Annotated in this window: 17 protein-coding genes, 1 tRNA gene and 2 rRNA genes; 12 read left to right on the top strand and 8 right to left on the bottom strand. The window is 64.5% G+C overall.

Features of this window, described 5'->3' with window-relative positions; genetic code table 11:
- The first annotated feature begins 153 nt into the window (after positions 1–153).
- The 3 genes from BLW38_RS12605 to rrf all read left to right on the top strand — a co-directional run bounded on the left by BLW38_RS12605 (position 154) and on the right by rrf (position 3,615).
- Positions 154–225 (top strand) — tRNA-Ala (locus tag BLW38_RS12605).
- Between the two features lie 210 nt (positions 226–435).
- A 23S ribosomal RNA gene (locus BLW38_RS12600) occupies positions 436–3,351 on the top strand.
- A 142-nt stretch (positions 3,352–3,493) separates the two neighbouring features.
- Positions 3,494–3,615, top strand: a 5S ribosomal RNA gene (gene rrf, locus BLW38_RS12595).
- Between the two features lie 215 nt (positions 3,616–3,830).
- Here the strand turns inward: rrf and BLW38_RS12590 are convergent.
- From BLW38_RS12590 to BLW38_RS12580, 3 genes are all read right to left on the bottom strand, one after another.
- Positions 3,831–4,109, bottom strand: a complete 279-nt coding sequence (locus BLW38_RS12590; RefSeq protein ID WP_092817567.1) for a hypothetical protein — start codon at positions 4,107–4,109, stop codon at positions 3,831–3,833.
- 86 nt (positions 4,110–4,195) lie between these two features.
- Positions 4,196–4,600, bottom strand: a complete 405-nt coding sequence (locus BLW38_RS12585; protein WP_092817566.1) for a VOC family protein — start codon at positions 4,598–4,600, stop codon at positions 4,196–4,198.
- Complete coding sequence (locus tag BLW38_RS12580; protein WP_245710218.1) at positions 4,597–5,223, bottom strand: SRPBCC family protein; 627 nt, start codon at positions 5,221–5,223, stop codon at positions 4,597–4,599. Before BLW38_RS12580 ends, BLW38_RS12585 begins: the two co-directional genes overlap by 4 nt.
- Before the next feature lie 165 nt (positions 5,224–5,388).
- On the opposite strand from BLW38_RS12580, the gene BLW38_RS12575 reads away from it, so the two are divergent.
- Both BLW38_RS12575 and BLW38_RS12570 read left to right on the top strand, forming a co-directional pair.
- Positions 5,389–6,315 (top strand): DNA-3-methyladenine glycosylase family protein, encoded by a 927-nt coding sequence (locus tag BLW38_RS12575; RefSeq protein ID WP_092817572.1) that lies wholly within the window; start codon positions 5,389–5,391, stop codon positions 6,313–6,315.
- A gap of 80 nt (positions 6,316–6,395) precedes the next feature.
- Positions 6,396–6,851, top strand: coding sequence for a DUF555 domain-containing protein (locus BLW38_RS12570; protein WP_092817565.1), 456 nt, complete (start codon positions 6,396–6,398; stop codon positions 6,849–6,851).
- A gap of 267 nt (positions 6,852–7,118) precedes the next feature.
- Here BLW38_RS12570 and BLW38_RS12565 read toward each other — a convergent pair whose 3' ends face one another.
- Complete coding sequence (locus BLW38_RS12565) at positions 7,119–7,352, bottom strand: UPF0058 family protein (protein WP_092817564.1); 234 nt, start codon at positions 7,350–7,352, stop codon at positions 7,119–7,121.
- Between the two features lie 152 nt (positions 7,353–7,504).
- On the opposite strand from BLW38_RS12565, the gene BLW38_RS12560 reads away from it, so the two are divergent.
- Positions 7,505–7,909, top strand: a complete 405-nt coding sequence (locus BLW38_RS12560; protein ID WP_092817563.1) for a translation initiation factor IF-2 subunit beta — start codon at positions 7,505–7,507, stop codon at positions 7,907–7,909.
- 54 nt (positions 7,910–7,963) lie between these two features.
- Here BLW38_RS12560 and BLW38_RS12555 read toward each other — a convergent pair whose 3' ends face one another.
- Positions 7,964–8,143 (bottom strand): DUF7836 family putative zinc-binding protein, encoded by a 180-nt coding sequence (locus BLW38_RS12555; RefSeq protein ID WP_092817562.1) that lies wholly within the window; start codon positions 8,141–8,143, stop codon positions 7,964–7,966.
- 109 nt (positions 8,144–8,252) lie between these two features.
- Between BLW38_RS12555 and BLW38_RS12550 the strand changes: the two genes are divergently transcribed.
- A complete protein-coding gene (locus BLW38_RS12550; RefSeq protein ID WP_092817561.1) occupies positions 8,253–9,074 on the top strand; it encodes a nucleoside phosphorylase in 822 nt (273 codons plus the stop codon).
- Between the two features lie 93 nt (positions 9,075–9,167).
- Positions 9,168–10,349, top strand: a complete 1,182-nt coding sequence (locus BLW38_RS12545; RefSeq protein ID WP_092817560.1) for an NAD(P)/FAD-dependent oxidoreductase — start codon at positions 9,168–9,170, stop codon at positions 10,347–10,349.
- Between the two features lie 17 nt (positions 10,350–10,366).
- Here the strand turns inward: BLW38_RS12545 and BLW38_RS12540 are convergent, their stop codons facing one another.
- On the bottom strand, positions 10,367–10,900 hold the full coding sequence (locus BLW38_RS12540) for an Rrf2 family transcriptional regulator (RefSeq protein ID WP_092817559.1): 534 nt from the start codon (positions 10,898–10,900) through the stop codon (positions 10,367–10,369).
- 126 nt (positions 10,901–11,026) lie between these two features.
- On the opposite strand from BLW38_RS12540, the gene rocF reads away from it, so the two are divergent.
- The gene (gene rocF / locus BLW38_RS12535; protein ID WP_092817558.1) at positions 11,027–11,929 is read left to right on the top strand and encodes an arginase; all 903 of its coding nucleotides are present in this window, start codon (positions 11,027–11,029) and stop codon (positions 11,927–11,929) included.
- A gap of 7 nt (positions 11,930–11,936) precedes the next feature.
- On the opposite strand, the gene gyrA is transcribed toward rocF, so the two are convergent.
- Entirely contained in the window at positions 11,937–14,525 is a 2,589-nt protein-coding gene (gyrA, locus tag BLW38_RS12530; protein WP_092817557.1) for a DNA gyrase subunit A, read from the bottom strand.
- Positions 14,525–16,447: a DNA topoisomerase (ATP-hydrolyzing) subunit B gene (gene gyrB, locus BLW38_RS12525; RefSeq protein ID WP_092817556.1), complete on the bottom strand. Its 1,923-nt coding sequence runs from the start codon at positions 16,445–16,447 to the stop codon at positions 14,525–14,527. The genes gyrA and gyrB overlap by 1 nt, the downstream gene beginning before the upstream one ends.
- A gap of 132 nt (positions 16,448–16,579) precedes the next feature.
- Between gyrB and BLW38_RS12520 the strand changes: the two genes are divergently transcribed.
- The 3 genes from BLW38_RS12520 to BLW38_RS12510 all read left to right on the top strand — a co-directional run bounded on the left by BLW38_RS12520 (position 16,580) and on the right by BLW38_RS12510 (position 21,096).
- A complete protein-coding gene (locus BLW38_RS12520) occupies positions 16,580–17,419 on the top strand; it encodes a ZIP family metal transporter (protein ID WP_092817555.1) in 840 nt (279 codons plus the stop codon).
- A 144-nt stretch (positions 17,420–17,563) separates the two neighbouring features.
- Positions 17,564–20,008 carry a DNA topoisomerase VI subunit B gene (locus BLW38_RS12515; protein ID WP_092817554.1) on the top strand — a complete coding sequence of 815 codons (2,445 nt, stop codon included), beginning with the start codon at positions 17,564–17,566 and terminating at the stop codon, positions 20,006–20,008.
- Entirely contained in the window at positions 20,008–21,096 is a 1,089-nt protein-coding gene (locus BLW38_RS12510) for a DNA topoisomerase IV subunit A (protein WP_092817553.1), read from the top strand. Before BLW38_RS12515 ends, BLW38_RS12510 begins: the two co-directional genes overlap by 1 nt.
- Positions 21,097–21,135 lie beyond the last annotated feature (39 nt).

Here is a 21,135-nt window from a genome sequence, read left to right as displayed (position 1 = left end):
GATCACCTCCTACAGACCGAGACTCGCCCACACGGGCGAGCTCACCACTCATTGCAGCGTATTGCAGATCCCGCGCCCGCCTCGCCGCCAGGCCGGACACCGATGGACCATCGAGCTCACACAGACACACACCACGCCCACCGCACGGTGGGCGGGCCCGTAGCTCAGTGGGAGAGTGCCTCCCTTGCAAGGAGGATGCCCTGGGTTCGAATCCCAGCGGGTCCATGTACCACGCCCGGCTTGAAACCGTCCCCTTAAGTGGGGTCGGTCGCAACCGGGAGTGAAGCAACGACCGATGCACTACCCCGGGAAACCGTGGGTAGGAAGGGTTCGACGAACACGCCCGTTCACACCCGGGGTGATTCGATGACGACCGTGTATACGTGCGATCCAGACGCCCACTGAACTCGGCGAACGAGTTCGTGGACGTATAGTAACAACTGGCTACTGTGCCAGCTGGTGAATGGCTCGGCTCGAGAGCCGACGACGGACGTGCCAAGCTGCGAAAAGCCTGAGGGAGCCGCACGGAGGCAAAGAACTCAGGATCTCCGAATGGGAATCCCTACAACAATTGCTTCGCGCAATGGGGAACCCCCCGAATTGAAACATCTCAGTAGGGGGCGGAAAAGAACGCAATAGCGATGTCGTCAGTAACCGCGAGTGACCGCGACACAGTCCAAACCGAAGCCCGTCAGGGCAATGTGGTGTTTCGGACTGACACTCAGCGTCAGATCCCACTTCAGAAGTCTCCTGGAACGGAGCGTGAGACAGGGTGATAACCCCGTATGAAGTGGCAGTATGACGTGCGTCAGCTCCAGAGTAGCAGGGGTCGGATATCCTCTGTGAAGATCCCAGGCATCCCCTGGGAAGACTAAACACTCCTCGAGACCGATAGCGAACAAGTAGCGTGAGCGAACGCTGAAAAGCACCCCACGAAGGGCGGTGCAATAGGGCCTGAAATCAGTTGGCGAAAGAGCGACAGGGCGTAGAAGGCTCTGTGGGTAACGAGCGACGCGCGAGCGTCCAGTAGAAGCCACAGAGAGCCGACGTCGTGTCGTACGTTTTGAAAAACGACCCAGGGAGTGTATCCGATTTGGCGAGTCTAACTCGAGTATCGAGGGAGGCGCAGGGAAACCGATACGGCCGCAGCATTGCGAGGGCCACCGTGTGCAAGCGCGGGGAGCCAACCGGATACGACCCGAAACCAGGCGATCTATGCGCGAACAGGGTGAAGCGTGGCGAAAGCCACGTGGAGGCCCGTTAGAGTTGGTGTCCTACAATACCCTCTCGTGATTCGCGTATAGGGGTGAAAGGCCCATCGAGCCTGGCAACAGCTGGTTCCGACCGAAACATGTCGAAGCATGACCTTCAGCGAGGTAGTATGCGGGGTAGAGCGACCGATTGGATGACCCGCCTCCGAGAGGAGTCGGCCATCCTGTCGAACTCCGAACCTGCATACGCTGTGGACCTGGAGAGTCCGGTGTGCGGGGTAAGCCTGTGCACCGTGAGGGGAACAACCCAGAGCGGGGTTAAGGTCCCAAAGTGTAGACTAAGTGCGATTGGAAGGTGGTCTCAAGCCCTAAACAGCCGGGAGGTGAGCTTAGAAGCAGCTACCCGCTAAGAAAAGCGTAACAGCTTACCGGCCGAGGTTTGAGGCGCCCAAAATGATCGGGGCTCAAGTCTACCACCGAGACCCTGCCGCACCCGTAAGAGGGTGACCGCGTAGGTCGGCGTCCCGTTCGGATGGAAGCACGGGTGAGAACTCGCGTGGACCGTTCGGGAACGAAAATCCTGGTCACAGTAGCAGCGATAGTCGGGTGAGAACCTCGACGGCCTGATGAGCAAGGGTTCCTCGGCACTGTCAATCAGCCGAGGGTTAGCCGATCCTAAGTCCCCCCGTAAGTCGACGGGGACAACGGGAAACTGGTTAATATTCCAGTGCCATCACGCAGTAAAAGTCGACACCGCGGAAAACATCGAGCCGGGCCTTCGCCCGGTCAAATCGGAGAAGCTCGTGGATGCCGTCACGGCACGAAGCGAGCGAAGCCCGAGATAGGGAAACTCGATGGTATCCGGGGTCCGTGAAAAGACGAGCGTGATGTTCGTACCGAGATCCGACACAGGTGCTCTGGCAGCGAAAGCCACGGCCTGTCGGGAGAACCGACGTTAGGGAATTCGGCAAGTTAGTCCCGTACCTTCGGAAGAAGGGATGCCTGCTTTGGAGAAAGCAGGTCGCAGTGACTCGGGCGCTCCGACTGTCTAGTAACAACACAGGTGACCGCAAATCCGCAAGGACTCGTACGGTCACTGAATCCTGCCCAGTGCGGGTATCTGAACACCTCGTACAAGAGGACGAAGGACCCGTCAACGGCGGGGGTAACTATGACCCTCTTAAGGTAGCGTAGTACCTTGCCGCTTCAGTAGCGGCTTGCATGAATGGATAAACGAGAGCGCCACTGTCCCAACGTTGGACCCGGTGAACTGTACGTTCCAGTGCGGAGTCTGGAGACCCCCAAGGGGAAGCGAAGACCCTATAGAGCTTTACTGCAGGCTGTCGCTGAGACGTGGTCGCTACTGTGCAGCATAGGTAGGAGGCGTTACAGAGGTACCCGCGCTAGCGGGCCACCCAGCCATCATTGAAATACTACCCGGTAGTGACTGCGACTCTCACTCCTGGCGGAGGACACCGGTAGCCGGGCAGTTTGACTGGGGCGGTACGCGCTCGAAAAGATATCGAGCGCGCCCGAAGATCTCCTCACCCGGGTCGGGAATCCGGGGAAGAGCGCAAGAGCACACGGAGGTCTGACAGTGTCATTCCCAACGAGTGACGCTGACGCGAAAGCGTGGTCTAGCGAACCTACGAGGCTCCGGAATGGGGCCCGTAGATGACAGAAAAGCTACCTTAGGGATAACAGAGTCGTCACCCGCAAGAGCACATATCGACCGGGTGGCTTGCTACCTCGATGTCGGTTCCCTCCATCCTGCCCGTGCAGAAGCGGGCAAGGGTGAGGTTGTTCGCCTATTAAAGGAGGTCGTGAGCTGGGTTTAGACCGTCGTGAGACAGGTCGGCTGCTATCTATTGGGGGTGTGAGGTACCTGACGTGAACGGTCGTATAGTACGAGAGGAACTACGACTGGTCGCCACTGGTGTACCGGTTGTTCGAGAGAGCAGATGCCGGGTAGCCACGCGACACGGGGTAAGAGCTGAACGCATCTAAGCTCGAAACCCACATGGAAACGAGGTACCGTAGAGGTCCCTCCTAGAAGAGGAGGTAGATAGACTCGGGGTGTACGCACCAAGGCAACGAGGTGTTAAGCCCACGAGCACTAACAGACCGAGCCACAGTCATACGCGTCCACGGTCGGGCGCTGAGTTCAGGCGGTACTTGGATCGCACGTATATTCGGTCGGCGCGTTCGCGAGAGCGCGGCGGACCACTGACACGGGAGTCGACGCGTCGGCGTCGTTCCGGTTCGAGTCCGGGAGTCAGCATGAAGGCGGCCAGAGCGGCAGTGAAAGACCCGTACCCATTCCGAACACGGAAGTGAAGCCTGCCCGCGTATCACCGAGTACTGGAGTGGGAGACCCTCTGGGAGTGGTGGTTCGCCGCCTGCCCATTCATATTCATATTCAGTCATTCATATTGAGGGCGGTATTCGGATGGAGGGTGCGGGTCGGTTTTTTTTAGCGGTCGGTAAGGGGTGTTGGGAGGAGTCGTGTGGTTGTTGGGGAGTTACGACTGTGTGATCAGTCGGGAGGCGGGAGAATCGGGGAGGGTGTGGTTAGTGAGCCGACGGTCTCGATCCGGCTTCAGTCCCGGCGTCAGCGAGTTAGTCCGACGTGGGATCGCGCAGCGACGCGTCGACGACGGTGCCATCGGGGTCGAGCGTGATCGTGCCCAAGGAGACGGTCTCTCCGACATCGGCGGTTCGATCGATCGTCTCCAGGACGGCGGTCCGGTCGAGTCGGTCCCAGACGTGCCGTTCGACGAGCGACTGGAAGGCATTGGGGTCCGACCAGCCGGAATCGATCGACGACGGGACGCGGACGACGAACTGAAACTCGGCGTCGGTCACGTGGATGCCGACGGCGAAGGTGTCACCGCTCATAACGGGACCACGCCGGATGGTGACAAAGGGATACCGACTGCGGTCGGACACGGGGTGGTGTGAGGCTCCGCCGGCAGTCGGGATCGTTAGTGGAGTTTGAGTTCGACACGACGGCCATCCGGATCACGGACGTATGCGGCCCAGTCGCGCCCGTAGGCGCCGTAGCGTTTCCGCGGTTCGTCGGGTTCGACCGTGTAGCCGGCGTCGGCGATCCGATCGAGCAGCGCCTCGAGTTCGGATCTCGTGTCGACGCCGCTCGAACGCACCAACAGACAGACGTGGTCGCCGCCGACGTCGATCGGCCCCTCGCTCGGAACCAGATGGAGGTGACGGCCGCCGGCCACGAGGGCGACGTATGGCACCTCGCCGGCCGCGTATCGGTCGCGGTCCCGAACGTCAAGCCCGAGTAGATCACGGTAGAACGCCAGGGCGGCATCAAGGTCGCTGACGCGCAGTGCGACGTGGTCGAGGTCGACGACGTCGATGGTCATATCGGTTCTTCACCGGCCGTGGGCTTCAGTCGTTGGGTCGTCGGGAGTGGACCGGGACGGGACCGATATGGTACAGTACGGATTCCCCGCAGACCACCACTGACACGGCAGTCACTCCAGTGCCGCTTGGTTCGCCGGTGGCGATCACGAAACGCCATCTCGAGGCCACACCCACTTATCGGTGCGAACCGCGCAGCCACCGCGCCGCCCGGCAGTCGGTAGTGGACGTCGTCGACGAGGATCGTGTCGTCACCGTCCGCGAAGAACAGGTGTGTATGTACCCATTCGGGAAGCGGTCCGGCGGACATATCGTCCACGAAGTACGCGCGTCCGTCCCCGGCGTGGCGGTCCCGGATCCGCGAGACGAAACGCTGTCGCGGACCGATTCCGAACGGGTTGACCGAGAGCCGAAGCTCGGTACCCGCGACGAGCTCGGTCGCCGTGTCGTCGTCGATCGGTCGTGGTTCGGTGGCGGCTGCGGCGTCATCGGGGCGATCGATGCCCTCGACACGGAGGTGTATCCAGTCGGGAGTGAGCCGTTGCAGACCGTCGGCCCGTGAGTGGAACGCCCACACGTCCGCAAGCGGTGCGGCAACGCGAGTCCGGCGGCGGTAGGTCGGCATACGGTCGGTTCGGACCGGACGACCAAAAGGGCTGGCCGGCACAGACGGGTCGTATCGAAACGCGAATACGGTGCCGCCCCCACCCCGAACGTGATGGGATCGGAACCCCCCGAGTCGGGCGCGCATACTGGATCGACGGCGGCGAGCTCGGTCGGCGAGCGGTCGCTGGAGCGTGGCGCGATCGATCTTGCGGACGTGGCCGGCCCCTTTGACCTTCAGTCGACGCTCGAAAGCGGGCAGAGTTACCTCTGGGACCGGGCGGACGGATCGATGTATGACCAACTCGGGGCACACGGCGGCAACCACTGGTACCGGACGGTCGTCCCGCCCATCGACGGCGTGTCGGATGAGCGGATCGCCGTTCGCGTCCGACAGGTGGGCGGCGTCGACGACGGGGCCCTGGAGTGGGCGGCCACCGCCGATGCGGTCCCGGTTCTGACGCATCTCCTGCGGCTCGATGACGACCTCGACGCGATACTGGCGGCCATTCCCGATCTCTCGATCGTGGACCGATCGGTCGACGCGTATCCGGGGATGCGTCTGGTTCGCGATCCGCCGTTTTCCTGTCTAATCTCGTTCATCTGTTCCGCACAGATGCGCGTCTCGCGAATCCACGGGATGCAGCGCCGGCTTGCGGAGACATACGGTGAGACGGTCACGTTTGGGGAGGAGACGATCGACGCGTTCCCGACGCCGACCCAGCTCGCGGCGGCGTCCGAGGAGGGGCTTCGGGACCTCGCGTTGGGATATCGAGCCCCGTACGTCGAACGGACTGCACGAATGGTTGCCGACGGGGACGCACACCCGTCCGAGGCGGCCGCGCTCGCGTACGAACCCGCGCGCGAGTTCCTGACCCAGTTCGTCGGCGTCGGCGAAAAGGTCGCCGATTGCGTGTGTTTGTTCGCGTTGGACCACCTCGAGGCGGTGCCGCTTGATACGTGGATCCGGTCGGTCATCGCCGATCGGTTTCCCGAGTGTGACCGTGGGTCCTACGCTGAGACCTCGCGGGCGATCCGCGGCCGGTTCGGCGGGGAGTTCGCCGGATACGCTCAAACCTACGTGTTTCATTACCTCCGGTCGGACGGTGAGTGATCTTGCCGGGTGGACTCCGTGAATTCGGTCGGTGACCCGGCCGAACCTTCATACCCCTTGGTGCGTTAGGTGATCTCACGATGGACTGTCGAGTCGTCGTTGAGGCCGCGGTTCCCGTATACGACGTCGAAACGGTCGACGAAGCGGTACGGATCGCCATCTCGAAGACCGGGGAGATGTTGAATCCCGACCTCAACTACGTCGAGATCGAGATGGGGACCTGGACCACACCCGGCGGCGAGGAACTCCCGCCGGCCTTTATCGCGGCCGACGAAGCGCTCGTGGCGCTCGAGCTCGAGATGACCGTGTTCAACGTCGATCGTGAGGAACACGCCTCGCGGATCGCCCGCAAGGAGATCGGACAGCGGTTGCGGAACATTCCGCTGAAGGTGTTAACCGTTGCGGAGATCCCTGATTCGGACACGACGGAAGACTCCGGGACCGCCACCGACGGGAACGATGAGGGATCAGGCACCGTCGAGAACGACTCGGATCTCCTCCCCGAGTTCGAAGAGATGGTTGAGGATCCAGAGTAGCGATTCACCGTCGGCTGCGACTCGCCGATCAACGGACGTCTCTGACTGGGTGGCTGTCGTTCAGCGATCGCGTTGGGTGACCCATCGAGAGGTGGTGATCCCCAACGTCGATCGAGACGGGGCGATCGGTGTTCGGCGATCGAGGCAGGACGATCGATGTTCGACGATCGATAGGGGAGTTCCGCGACGCCGGGACGACACGTGCGGACCCGGACCCGCCGAGCGTTGCCACTGTGTGGCGTTGGGTATGGAGGCGAGAGGTGACGTTCAGTCAGCAGTCGGGGCCAGCGCTTCGGATTCGGATTCGCCCATCGGCGCCGTGATGCCCGTCGCGAGTTTGAAAACAGCCGCTTTGTGATCGGTCTTCGATTTGTGGATCGATGTCGGTTTGACACCCATCGTTTCGTACTCCTCGAGTTCGAGGTCCTCGTCCCAGTGCTCGCACTGTTTTCGTACTTCCGAAAGAAGGCCGTGCAGGTGAATGAGTTCCTGTTTCTTCATAGGCACCCGTTTCTAGCGACCGAGGGCATATAGTATTATCTTGATCACCGTTAACACACGAACCCGAATAGACGGCTCCTACCTGCGGGATTCTCACGAATAGTCGCTTGCGGGCCACGGAATTTAACCCGATCCGATCGTAACGGTTCGATATGGGGTACGACGACCAACTCGACCGAGCCATCGAGGAGACGTCCGACATCCAAGGTGAGGACGGGCGGTTCGAGGTCCCAGATCCGGAGGTGCGGTCGGAGGGGCACGCGACCGTGGTGGAAAACTTCCAGGACATCGCCGACCGAGTTGACCGCGATCCGGACCACGTGCTCCAGTTCCTTCAGGGAGAGCTCGGCACCAGTGCGGGGATCGACGATCGTGGGCGGGCCCGCCTCACCGGCGGTTTCCGAACCGATCGGATCGCGGCGGCGCTCGACGACTATGCCGAGGCGTTCGTCGTCTGTCCGGAGTGTGGACTTCCGGACACGCGACTCGTTACCGAGGAGGGAACGACCTGCATCGCCTGTGACGCCTGCGGTGCGCGGTCGCCGACCGGCGAGTGACGGCAGCCAGGAGGCGATGCGGCATCTCGTTTGGACGGGTCCGTCCGCTGGAAGTCACTGGAACTGCTTGACGGCCTCGAGGTCGCGTTCAGTCCGCATAAATTCCGTGAGCCGTCGCGTCGCGTGACAATCCCCACAGCTGTAGTTCGTGCGCAGGTCGGGGAGATCGCTTGGCGAGGCTTCCCAATCCTTCGCGCACTCGGGACAGTGGAGCCGAACGAATGCTTCGACCATACCTGACGTTTTCGTCCCCGCCTAAAGAAGGTACGGGCGGCGATCGCGATCAGTCACGGCCACGGTGCCGCACGCGAACCACTATGGGGTTGCTCCCCGAATCGCGACTATGACGGGCGATAGCGAGGACCCGAACGACGAGACGCAGTACCACCTCGAGGTCGGCCCCGATGACGTCGCCGACGCGACGTTGTTGCCCGGTGACCCCGACCGCCTCGGGACGATCACGGACCAGTGGGACGCCTCGACCGAGGTCGCGCGACACCGCGAGTACCGGACCGTGACTGGTCGTGTCGACGACGTCCCGATCTCGGCGTGTTCGACTGGGATCGGCTCGCCGTCGGCGGCGATCGCGGTTGAGGAGCTTGCGCGGGTCGGGGTCGGGACGGTCATCCGCGTCGGATCCTGTGGCGGCATCCAGCCCGAGACCGACGTCGGCGATCTCGTGATCACCTCTGGAGCCGTTCGCCAGGAGGGGACCAGCGACGAGTACGTTCGCTCGGATTATCCCGCGACGGCGAGCCACGAGGTCGTCACTGCGCTGATCGCGGCCGCCGAACGGCTCGATTACGAGTATCACGTCGGCGTGACGATGAGTGCCGATTCGTTTTATGCCGGCCAGGGGCGGCCGGGATTCGGTGGGTTCGAGGCTGCGGGCTCCGAAACCCTCCTCGAGGAGTTGCGCGAGGTAAACGTGTTGAACGTCGAGATGGAGGCGAGCGCGATCCTCACGCTCGCGAACGTCTACGGGCTTCGTGCGGGCGCGGTCTGTTCGGTGTACGCCGACCGGACGTCGGGGGAGTTTCGGACGACCGGCGACGATCGCGCCGCCGAGACCGCGACGCTCGCCGTCAAACTGCTGGCGGCGATGGACGATCGCGTCGCGGCATCGGACGCCGACCGCTGGCATCCGGGCCTCTCGATCGAGTGAGACGGATCCGTCCGTGCCTCGACCCTTGCACCACGATTTCACCGACAGGAACGTTCCAAAGCGACTTTATCCGCTGACTGAGGATGCTCCGGTATGAGTACGCAAGTTGTCGTCGTCGGCTCCGGGTACGCCGGCGCCGGCGCGGTGAAGGCGTTCGAGGACGAGATCGATGCCGGTGAGGCCGAACTCACCTGGGTCTCCGAGCACGATTACCATCTCGTGTTACACGAGGTCCACCGCGTGATCCGTGACCCGTCGATCGAATCGAAGGTCACGGTTCCCGTCGAAGAGATCAAATCCCCCGCCACGGAGTTCGTGCAGGGGCGCGTGACCGACGTCGACGTCGACGACCGGACGATCGAAACCGACGACGGGACCAGCCTGGAGTACGACTATCTACTGCTTGCGATCGGCTCGACGACCGCGTTCTTCGGCATCGACGGCCTGAAGGAACACGCCCACCAGCTCAAGGGCCTCGAGGACGCCCACGAGATCCACCGAGAGGTTCGGGAGGCCGCCGCGGAGGCGACCCAGTCCGATCCCGCACAGGTGCTCGTCGGCGGTGCCGGGCTCTCGGGCATCCAGACTGCCGGCGAGATCGCCGAGTATCGTGAGAAACACCGCGCGCCGATCGACGTGTCGCTCATCGAGGGGCTCGACGAGGTCTTCCCCGGAAACGATCCGGAAGTACAGGGTGCCCTCCGAAAGCGGCTCGAGAACGCGGACGTGGAGATCCTCACCGGTGACTTCATCTCGAAGGCCGACGACGAGTCGGTGTATCTGGGCGGCGGCGAGGACGAGGACCCCGAGGAGCTGTCCTACGACGTTCTCATCTGGACCGGCGGCATCACTGGCCAGCCGGAACTGGAGGGCGTCGACGTCGAGACGGACGACCGCTCGAACCGTGTCGTCGCCGAATCCGACTTCACCACGAGCGACGACCGCGTGTTCGCCATCGGCGACACCGCGCTCGTCAGCCAGGGTGGCGACGACGTCGCGCCCCCGACCGCACAGGCGGCCTGGCAGGCCGCGGAGGTCGCCGGTGAGAACCTCGCGCGTGCCGCCCGCGGTGCGCCGCTGAAGACCTGGCGACACGAGGACAAGGGGACCGTCATCTCCGTCGGCGACTCGGCCGTCGCCCACGACGTCACAGGAATTCCGATCAACACCTTCGGCGGGCCGGCAGCGAAGATGCTCAAGAAGGCGATCGCGAGCCGCTGGATCGGGAAGATCTCCTCGCCGGGACGCGCCGTGAGCGCCTTCGGCGACATGTAGACCGGGGAATCGAACCGTTAGTGATCTGGCTCCTCGATCGGCGCGCGCATGTCGTCGATCCGGAGGATGAGTACGTTCGAGGTGTCGTCCTTGCCGTCGACGGTTCCCTCGATCACGAGCTTCGACAGCGGGGTCGGCCCGACGGTGACCGAATCGCCCTCCGAGAACCTGCGTACCGATCCCTGGATGTGGATCTCGGCGCGACACAGCTCTGGATGGTGGACGCTCGAGAGGTCGATCTCGTCGACGTTCGCGTCCTCAACGATCTCTCCCTCGTAGCGAAGCGTGACGTTCGCCGGCTCGTCCATCTGCTGGACGTCGAGTGCCTCGTAGGCGTTGGCGGTCGGCTTGTACCCGCCCTTCGGACCGGGGACGCCCTCGACGAGCTGGAGGGCTTTGAGGCTCTGCATCTGATTGCGGATCGTGCCCGGATTCCGGTCGACTTCCGCCGCGATCGTTTCGCCCTTGACCGCGCCCTCCTCCTCCCGGTAGAGATTGATAAGCGCCGTCAGGATGGTTTTCTGACTGGACGTCAGTTCGATCGATGACATACGGATCCGTACTCACGGAGCCCGCTTAAAGGCGGTGGAAGCCGGGATCCGTCCCGATCGAGAGCGGGCTGGGGTTGTCACATCCGTGATCCCCAGCTTCAAGCCGTCCGCCGTCGATCGCCACGTATGACCACCGTTCGAATCATCGGCGCACCGACCGACTACGGCGCCAACCGTCGTGGCGTCGATATGGGCCCCTCGGCGATCCGGTATGCGGGGCTTTCCGACCAGCTCTCACGCGCCGGCGTCGAACCGGTCGATGGGGGCGATCTCGCCGTTCCCCGTGCTGAGGAACGGGATCCCGATCACGAGACGCTGCCGTCGGGAACGGCCAAGTTCCTTCGGGAAACCGCCGAGGTCTGCACCCGACTCGGCGACGACGTCGCCGACTCGCTTGCCGCCGGGGAAACGCCGCTCGTACTCGGGGGAGACCACTCCGTCGCGATCGGAACGCTGTCGGGTGCGGCCCGCGAGGCCGACCTCGGCGCCATTTGGTTCGACGCCCACGCCGATCTCAACACCCCGGAAACGTCACCGTCGGGGAACGTCCACGGAATGCCGCTTGCGGCCGCGTTGGGATATGGTCCCTTCGCCGAGATGGACTGGGCGCACGCGCCGCGGTTTCGTGCGGAGAACCTCGTCTTGGTCGGGCTTCGCAGCGTCGATCCCGCCGAACGTGAGCTGATCGCTGGCCGGGGAATCAGCGCCTACACGATGTCGGACATCGACGACCGGGGGATCACGACCGTCGTCGAGGAGGCGATCGAAACGGCGACGGACGGCGTCGACGGACTGCACGTCAGCCTCGACCTCGACTGGCTCGACCCGACCGAGGCGCCCGGCGTCGGGACGCCCGTCCGCGGCGGGGTTACGTATCGGGAAGCCCACTCCGCGATGGAACAGGTCGCCGACGCCGGCGTTCGCTCGATGGAGCTCGTCGAGGTGAATCCGACGCTCGACAGCCACAACGAGACCGCCGAACTCGCGACCGAGCTGGCGGCCAGTGCGTTCGGCAAAACGGTGTTGTAACCGCTCGCTACTCGTCTTCGGTGTCGGGACCGGCCACGCCGGCTTCGGTCACGTCGGCCGCCGTCGCGTCCGTCTCGGGCGTCTCCGACTCCGTCTCGTTCGGATCGCTCGTCCCGTTCGTACCGTCATCCGTGGCGATCGCTGCCGGAACGATGTCGAGACACGACACCTCGTCGGTCGTCTCGAGATCCATCACGATCACGCCCATCGTGTTCCGTCCGACCGTCGAGACGTCCTCGACGCGGGTTCGCATTATCTGGCCGTCGGCGCTCATCGCGAGGAGGTGGTCGCCGTGGGTCACGGCCTCGATCGCGACGACGGATCCGTTTCGGCTTCCGGTCTTGATGTCGATGAGTCCCTTGCCGTTTCGCGACTGGACGCGGTATTCGGAGACGTCCGACCGCTTTCCGTATCCGTTCTCGGTGACGGTCAGGACCCAGTTGTGCCGGTCGGGATCGACCGCGGCGAGTCCGGCGACCCGGTCGCCCGCCTCGAGGTCGATCCCACGGACGCCGCGAGCGCTGCGACCCATCGCCCGCACCTCGTCCTCGTCGAACCGGATGGCCATCCCGTCGGCGGTTCCGATCACGAGGTCGGCGTCACCGTCGGTTTCCTCGACGTCGACGAGCTCGTCGCCGTCCTCGAGCCGGATCGCACGGATCCCCGTCGACCGGATGTTCTCGAAGGCCTCGACGGACGTCCGCTTGATGTAGCCGTCACGCGTGACCATCGTCAGGTATCGCTCCTCGTCGACGTCCTCGCCGACGCGGTCGCAGTCGACGACCGCCTGGATCTCCTCGCCGTCGTCGAGATCGAGGAGGTTGACGGCCGACTTCCCGCGGGCCGTCCGGGACATCTCGGGGATCTCGTAGGTCTTCAGCTGGTAGATCTGTCCCCGGTTGGTGATCGCAAGCAGGTAATCGTGGGAGTTCGCGATGAACACCGAGGAGACGCTGTCACCCTCCTTGAGGTCCGTCCCGATGATCCCCTTCCCGCCGCGGTTTTGCGCCCGGAACGCCTCAAGCGACATCCGCTTGATGTAGTCGTCCTCGGACATCACGACCACGCACTCCTCCTCGGGGATGAGGTCCTCGTGGGTGACCGATCCGGAGTCCTCGATGAAGCTGGTTCGGCGCTCGTCGTCGTACTCGTCTTTGATCGCCTCCAGCTCGTCGACGATGACCTGATCCAGCTCGTCGGGGTCACCGAGGATGGTCTCCAGCCGCTCGATCCGGGCGGTGACGTCCGCGTACTCGGATTCGATCTCCTGGGTCTCCATCGAGGTAAGCGACCCGAGCTGCATCCGGACGATGTGTTCTGCCTGCGCCTCCGAGAACTCGTAGTCGGCCTCCAGTGCCGCCTTCGCGGCGTCGCGATCCGCGGAGTCCTGAATGGTCTCGACGACGCTGTCGACGTTTTCGAGCGCCTTCAGCCGGCCTTCGAGAATGTGTGCGCGGTCCTCGCGCTCTTCGAGTTCGTGTTCCGAGCGTCGTCGAACGACGTCGCGCCGGTGTTCGACGTAGTGTTCGAGCGTCTCCTTGAGATCGAGCACCCGCGGCGCGCCGTCGACGAGGGCGAGGTTGATGACGCCGAACGTCCGTTCGAGGTGGCTCTCCAACAGCTGGTTCTTCACGACCTCCGCCATCGCGTCGCGTTTGAGATCGATCACGACGCGGATCCCGTCGCGGTCGGATTCGTCGCGGAGGTCGCGAATCCCCTCGATCGCGCCCTCGGTGACGTCCTCGGCGATCCGCTCGACGAGCCGGGACTTGTTCTGCTGGAAGGGAAGCTCGGTGATAACGATCCGTCCCTCCTCCTCGTCGACCTCGAACTCCGCACGGACGCGGACGCGGCCGCGTCCCGTCTTGTACGCCTTGTGGACCGCGTTTCGCCCGACGATGTTTGCGCCGGTGGGGAAGTCGGGGCCTTTGACGTGGTCCATTAGGTCCTCGACCGTCGCGTCCGGCGTCTCGATCAACTCGACCGTCGCGTCGATCACCTCGCCGAGGTTGTGCGGCGGGATGTTCGTGGACATCCCGACGGCGATCCCCGACGAGCCGTTGACGAGCAGGTTCGGGATCGCCGACGGCAACACCGCGGGCTCCTCGAGGCGGTCGTCGTAGTTGGGCTGGAAGTCGACCGTGTCGCGCTCGATGTCCGCGAGCAGCTCCTCGGCGATGGGGGCCATCCGGGCCTCGGTGTACCGCATCGCGGCCGGCGGATCGCCGTCGATGGATCCGAAGTTCCCCTGCCCGTCGATGAGGGGATATCGCATCGAGAAGTCCTGGGCCATCCGGGCGAGCGTGTCGTAGATGGCGCTGTCGCCGTGTGGGTGGTAGTCACCCATCGTCTCGCCGACCACGGACGATGACTTCCGGTGTGGGGATCTGCTGGTGACGCCGGCCTCGTGCATCGCGTAGAGGATGCGCCGGTGGACGGGCTTGAGCCCGTCCCGAACGTCCGGGAGCGCGCGCCCCGCGATGACCGACATCGCGTAGTCGATGTACGACTGCTCCATCTCGTCCTCGATGCGGGCGTTCGTCACCTGCGCTGCGCGGACGTCCTCGGGGTCGACGTCGGGTACGTCGGAGCTCATCAGATGTCCACCCACTCCGCCTCGGTCGCGTGTTCCTTGATGAACTGCTTGCGCGGTTCGACTGCGTCACCCATCAGGACGTTGAACATCCGATCGGCGGCGGCCGCGTCGTCGATGGTTATCCGTTTCAGTATTCGGTTTTCGGGATCCATAGTCGTGTTCCACAGCTGATCAGGGTTCATCTCACCGAGCCCCTTGAACCGCTGGGTCTGGTCGGGGTCGCCGTCGCACTCCTCCTCGATGATGCGGTCGCGCTCCGCCTCGGTCATCGCGTCGTACGTTTCCGATCCCTTTCGGATCCGGTACAGCGGCGGCTGCGCCGCGTACACGTAGCCGGCCTCGATCAGCGGCTTCATGTGCCGGTACAAAAGCGTCAACAGGAGGGTCCGAATGTGTGCGCCGTCGACGTCGGCGTCGACGAGCAGGATGATCTTGTTGTACCGGACGTCGTCGATATCGAACTCCTCGCCGATCCCCGCGCCGATCGCCGTGATCAGCGCGCGGATCTCGTCGTTCTCAAGGATGCGGTCGAGCCGGTGTTTCTCGACGTTGAGGATCTTTCCCTTCAGGGGGAGGATCGCCTGGTTCTCGCGGTTGCGGCCCTGTTTGGCGCTTCCCCCGGCGCTGTCGCCTTCTACCACGAACAGCTCGGCCTCCGCCGGATCGCGGGTCTGACAGTCGGCGAGCTTGCCGGGGAGGGTCGACGACTCAAGCGCCGACTTCCGGCGCGTCAGCTCCTCGGCCTTCTTCGCCGCCTTTCGCGCTCGGGCGGCCTCGGCGGCCTTGTGGACGACCTTCCGGGCGGTGTCCGGGTGCTCCTCGAAGTAGGTGCCGAGACGCTCGTGGACCGCCGACTCGACGATCCCGCGGACCTCCGAGTTGCCGAGTTTGGTCTTCGTCTGACCCTCGAACTGCGGATCGGGATGTTTCACCGAGATGACCGCGGTGAGGCCCTCACGGACGTCCTCTCCCTTGAGGTTCCCCTCCAGGTCGCCGATCAGGTCGTGTTCGTTGGCGTAGTCGTTGACGGTCCTGGTCAGGGCGGTTTTGAATCCGGTGAGGTGGGTGCCGCCCTCGCGAGTGTTGATGTTGTTCGCGAACGCGTGGACCGATCCCTGTAGCTCCTCGGTGGCCTGCATCGCGATCTCGACGTGGATGTCGTCCGCCTCGTCGGTGAGATAGATGACGTCCGAGTGGATCGGCGATCGGGTCTCGTTGAGGTACTCGACGAACTCGCGGATGCCGCCCTCGTACTGGAACGTCTCCCGTTCCGTCTCCGCGGGTCGATCGTCGGTCAGCGTGATCGCGACCCCGGAGTTGAGGAAGGCGAGCTCGCGCAGTCGGTTCGCGAGCGTGCCGTACTCGAAGTCGGTCGTCTCGAAGATCTCCTCGTCGGGCCAGAACCGAATGGTCGTCCCCGTCTCCTCGTCGGGATCCATCCCGCGAACGCGTTCGAAGGCGCCCTCGACGGGCTCGCCATGATCGAACCGGTGGCGGTAGACGCCGCCGTCGCGTTTGACCTCGACCTCGAGGCGCTCCGAGAGCGCGTTGACGACGCTCACGCCGACGCCGTGGAGCCCGCCCGAGACCTGGTAGGATTTCGAGTCGAACTTCCCGCCCGCGTGGAGGACCGTCATGATGACCTCGAGGGCCGGCCGGTCGTACTGTTCGTGGGTGTCGACCGGAATGCCGCGGCCGTCGTCGTGGACGCCCACCGACCCGTCGTCGTGGATCGTGACCTCGATCTCCGAACAGTGGCCGGCGAGGGCCTCGTCGATCGAGTTGTCGACCACCTCGTAGACGAGGTGGTGTAACCCTCGACCGTCGGTCGACCCGATGTACATCGCCGGACGCTTCCGGACGGCCTGGAGCCCTTCGAGGACCTGGATCTGCCCGGCGCCGTACTCGTTTTCCTCTGACATTGGAGTTGTGGTGGCTAGTGCACCACCACTCATAAAGCCTCTCACGCGCGGGCGCGTGAACGAGCCCGTTGGTGGTCAGTTTTCCGACCATCCCGCCCGGACCTATTTGTCGGTGCTGGCCGATGACGTCGTATGAACGAGTTCGCGACGATGTTCGTCGTGGCGACGATCGCCGGCGCGATCACCGGCGTCGGCGCGATTCCAGTGTTCTTCCGGGCTCGCGTGTCCCATCGGGTTTACGACGCCGCTTTGGGGCTCGCTGCCGGCATTATGATCGCCGCGAGCGTCTTCGGGCTCATCCTGCCCGGGATGGACCAGGGGTCGCTCCTTGCGGTGATGTCCGGCGTCTTCCTCGGCGGTTTTCTCCTGCTTGGCGGCAACAAGGCGGTCCCACACGTCCACGCGCGGTATCTGGGCTGGCGGCGGGAGGGTGGGCTCGACGACGGTGATGGGACCGTGGTCGATGTCGAGGGTGATGACGCCGGTGGGTCCGGGCTCGACGCCATCGACGACGCCGACTCCCGGATCCGGCGGGCGCTTCTCATCGGCACCGCGATCGTCCTCCACAACGCTCCCGAGGGGCTGGCGATGGGCGTCGCGTTCGCCTCCGGGCTCGATGACGTCGCGCTCCTGTTGGCGATCGTCATCGGCCTCCAGAACGTCCCCGACGGGTTCGCCTTCGCGGTCCCGGTCGGTGAAACCGGGATCTCGAACGGCCGCGTGCTCGTCTACACGACGCTTTCGGGACTGCTCCCGCAGGTTTCCGCTGCAGTCGTCGGCTTCTTCCTCGTCTCGTTCGCGACGGGCATCTTCCCGGTTGCAGCCGGGTTCGCGGCCGGCGCGATGATGGCCGTCGTCTTCCGGGAGATGATCCCCTCCTCACACGGTCACGGGTATGCCGATGCGGCCACCGCCGCGTTCCTCGTCGGGTTCGCCCTGCTCGTAGTCGTCGACGAGTTGCTGGCGGTGTGACGCTCTCGGGCGTGTCGTGCGCCGGAGATATCGGCCACCATTGGAACCGCTATTCCGGTCGTGAAGCGTCTCGATCGCCGGATTCCACTTTCACCTCGCCGCCGGAGGGGTTTTAACCCCGACTGGGTAAGACCTTCCCACCGAATGACGTCCATCCAGTCAACGCTCGGCGAGGAGGAGGGGATCGCCGAGGAGTTGGCCGCGGGCCAACGCGAGATCTCCATCGCCGAGTTCTTCGAGAAGAACAAACATATGCTCGGGTTCGACTCGGGTGCTCGCGGGCTTGTGACGGCGGTGAAGGAGGCCGTCGACAACGCCCTCGACGCGACCGAGGAGGCCGGGGTGCTCCCGGACATCTACGTCGAGATCACCGAGGTCGGCGACTACTATCGCCTGGTGATCGAGGACAACGGGCCCGGGATCACGAAAGAACAGCTTCCGAAGGTCTTCGGGAAGCTATTGTATGGGAGTCGTTTTCACACCCGTGAGCAGAATCGCGGTCAACAGGGGATCGGGATCTCAGCGGCTGTACTGTACTCTCAGCTCACTTCCGGACAACCGGCGAGGATCACCTCCCGGCCGAAGGGGCAGCCGGAGGCCCAGTACTTCGAGCTGATAATCGACACCGACACGAACGAGCCGGAGATCAAAGCCGACGAGGAGACGAGCTGGGACCGCCCACACGGGACGCGCATCGAACTCGAGATGGAGGCGAACATGCGCGCCCGGTCGCAGCTCCACGACTACATCAAACACACGGCGGTCGTCAACCCTCACGCCCGGATCGAGCTCCGCGAGCCCGGCCTCGACGAGCCGCTGAAGTTCGAGCGTGCGACCGACCAGCTGCCGGCCGAAACCTCGGAGATCCGGCCACATCCCCACGGCGTCGAGCTGGGGACGCTCATCAAGATGCTTGAGGCGACCGATTCCTACTCGATCTCCGGGTTCCTCCAGGGGGAGTTCACCCGCGTCGGGAAGAAGACGGCCGACTCCCTGGTCTCGAACTTTCGCGACCGGCATTTCGGCCGGGAGATCGCCTGGCGCCCGCCGGCCGCCCACGAGGACGCCGACCTCGAGGCGGCGGTCGCGGACGCCGTTTCCAACAAGGGGGCCGCCGCTACCGATACCTTCGCCAGCCGGGTCGCGGAGACGGTCGGCAACCATACCCGGATCACCCACGCCGAGCTGGTCGGGATCGTCGAGACGATCGCCGAGGAGGTCGCCACCGACACCGGCAAGACGTTCGGAGAGACGGTCCGCGCGAACGCGATCGCGGCCGCCTGGACCGAGATCACCGCCTACGGCGACGCCGAGGACGCGGCTGACGACGAGACGCGAGACCACCTCACCGACGACCTTCACGCGGTCATCGAGGACGCGACAAGCACGCGTAAGGACGACGCGACCGTTCGCGCGGTCGCGGAGGCGCTCGCGCGTCGCCTCGCGAACGGGGGAGACGATCGGTTCCGGTTCACACGCGCGGACCTGGAGCGCGAGATCGCCGACGCCGCGAGCTTCGTCATCGACCAACGGGACGTCAGCTTCGGCGAGACGGCTCGGGAGAACGTCGCCGACGCGCTCTGGTCGTTGATGGAGACCGTCCCCGACGACCCGCCGAACGTGGACGCGGTGGCCGGAAACCGCGACGCCGCCGCGGAGCTGTTGGAGGCGATGCGCGAGACGGACATCCTGGCGCCCCCGACCGACTGCCTGGCGCCGATCACCGACGAGCTCGTCGAGGCGGGGCTTCGCAAGGAGTTCGACGCGGACTTCTACGCGGCCGCGACGCGGGACGCGGAGGTCCACGGCGGCGACCCCTTCATCGTCGAGGCGGGGATCGCCTACGGCGGCGAGATCCCCGCCGACGGCAGCGTCGAGGTGATGCGCTTCGCGAACCGGGTTCCGCTCGTCTACCAGCGCGGCGCCTGCGCGACGACGGACGTCGTCAAGTCGATCGGCTGGCGCAACTACGGGCTCGACCAACCCGGCGGCAGCGGACTGCCCAGCGGGCCCGCGGTGATCATGGTCCACGTCGCCTCGACGAACGTTCCGTTCACGAGCGAGTCGAAGGACGCGCTCGCGAACATCCCGGAGATCGAAGACGAGATCGAACTCGCCATCCGCGAGGCGGCCCGCGAGCTGAAGTCGTTCCTCAACAAGCGGCGCTCGATGCAGAAGCGCCGCGAGAAGCAGGACGTCCTCGGGCGCATCCTCCCGGAGATGGCCGACAAGGTCGCGGAGGTGACCGGCCGCCAGCGTCCCGACATCGACGGCGCGCTCGCACGCATTATGAACAACGTTAGCGTCGAACGCGAGATCGACGGTGACGAGGAGGTCTCGGTTACGCTCCGGGTGGAGAACCACTCGGACACGAACGAGTCCCTCGAGATCACGGACATCGTCTCGGCCGAACCGACCGATCCCTCCGACGGGACGGTCGTGGATATGGACGGCGAGTGGTTCCTGCAGTGGCGCCCCGACGTCCCGGCCGGCAAGGAGGCAACGGTGACGTATACGGTGGCTGACGATGCCGACTTCGACGTGAGCGTCGACGGCGTCGAAGCGGAGAAACTCACGGTGAACGCCTAATGGCAGCAAACGACGCGGACGCACGAGCACAGCTCATCGACCTGGCGGCGGAGTTCTACGACCAGTTCGCGGGCGGGCAGATCCCGGAGATGACCCTGCCGACGCGAACGAAAAGCAACATCGAGTACGATCCCGAAAGCGGCGTCTGGACCTACGGCGACCGGACGTCGACGCGGAGCGCGAACTCCGTGCGTGGCGCCCGGAAGCTGCTGAAGGCAGTCTACACGATCGAGTTCCTCGCGGACCAGCTCGAGGAGGGGCGCTCCTCGACCCTGCGTGAGCTGTACTACCTCTCGGAGTCGTGGGACAACGACGAGGCGCAGTTCACGAGCCAGGACGAGTCGAACGACCTCGTTGAGGACCTGGAGATCGTCTCCGGGGTCACCCGCGAGGACTTCCACATGCGCCCGGAGGAGTCGGGTGCGACCCTGATGGGGCCGCTCCGGCTCCGCGAGCAGACCCGCCGCGGCGAACGCGAGATCCACTGTCAGGAGGACGTCGGCGAGGGGGGCTACCAGATCCCCAACAACCCGGACATGATCGAGTTCCTCGACCACGACATCGACTTCGTCCTCTGTGTCGAGACCGGCGGGATGCGCGACCGGCTCGTCGAGAACGGCTTCGACGACGACTACAACTGTCTCGTGGTCCACCTCAAGGGCCAGCCCGCGCGAGCGACCCGGCGGATCACCCGGCGGCTCAACGACGAGCTCGACCTCCCGGTGGTCGTCTTCACCGACGGCGACCCGTGGTCCTACCGCATCTTCGGGTCGGTGGCGTACGGCTCGATCAAGTCCGCACACCTCTCGGAGTACCTCGCCACGCCGGACGCACGGTTCGTCGGCATTCGGCCGACGGACATCGTCGAGTACGACCTGCCAAGTGATCCTCTCTCGGACTCGGACGTGAACGCCCTCGAGTCGGAGCTCGAGGACCCCCGTTTCCAGACCGACTACTGGGAGGAGCAGATCGAACTGCAGCTCGACATCGGCAAGAAGTCCGAACAGCAGGCGCTGGCGAGCCGCGGGCTGGACTTCGTCACCGACACCTATCTCCCCGAACGGCTCACCGAGATGGGCGTCCAATAAGTCGTCAGGGAGTTGCGGCGTCTACGGGCGGTGCAGGTG

Origin of the sequence: Halopenitus malekzadehii (assembly GCF_900108505.1) — an archaeon.
In the GTDB taxonomy this organism is placed as follows: domain Archaea; phylum Halobacteriota; class Halobacteria; order Halobacteriales; family Haloferacaceae; genus Halopenitus; species Halopenitus malekzadehii.
This window is presented reverse-complemented; position numbering and strand designations above follow the sequence as displayed.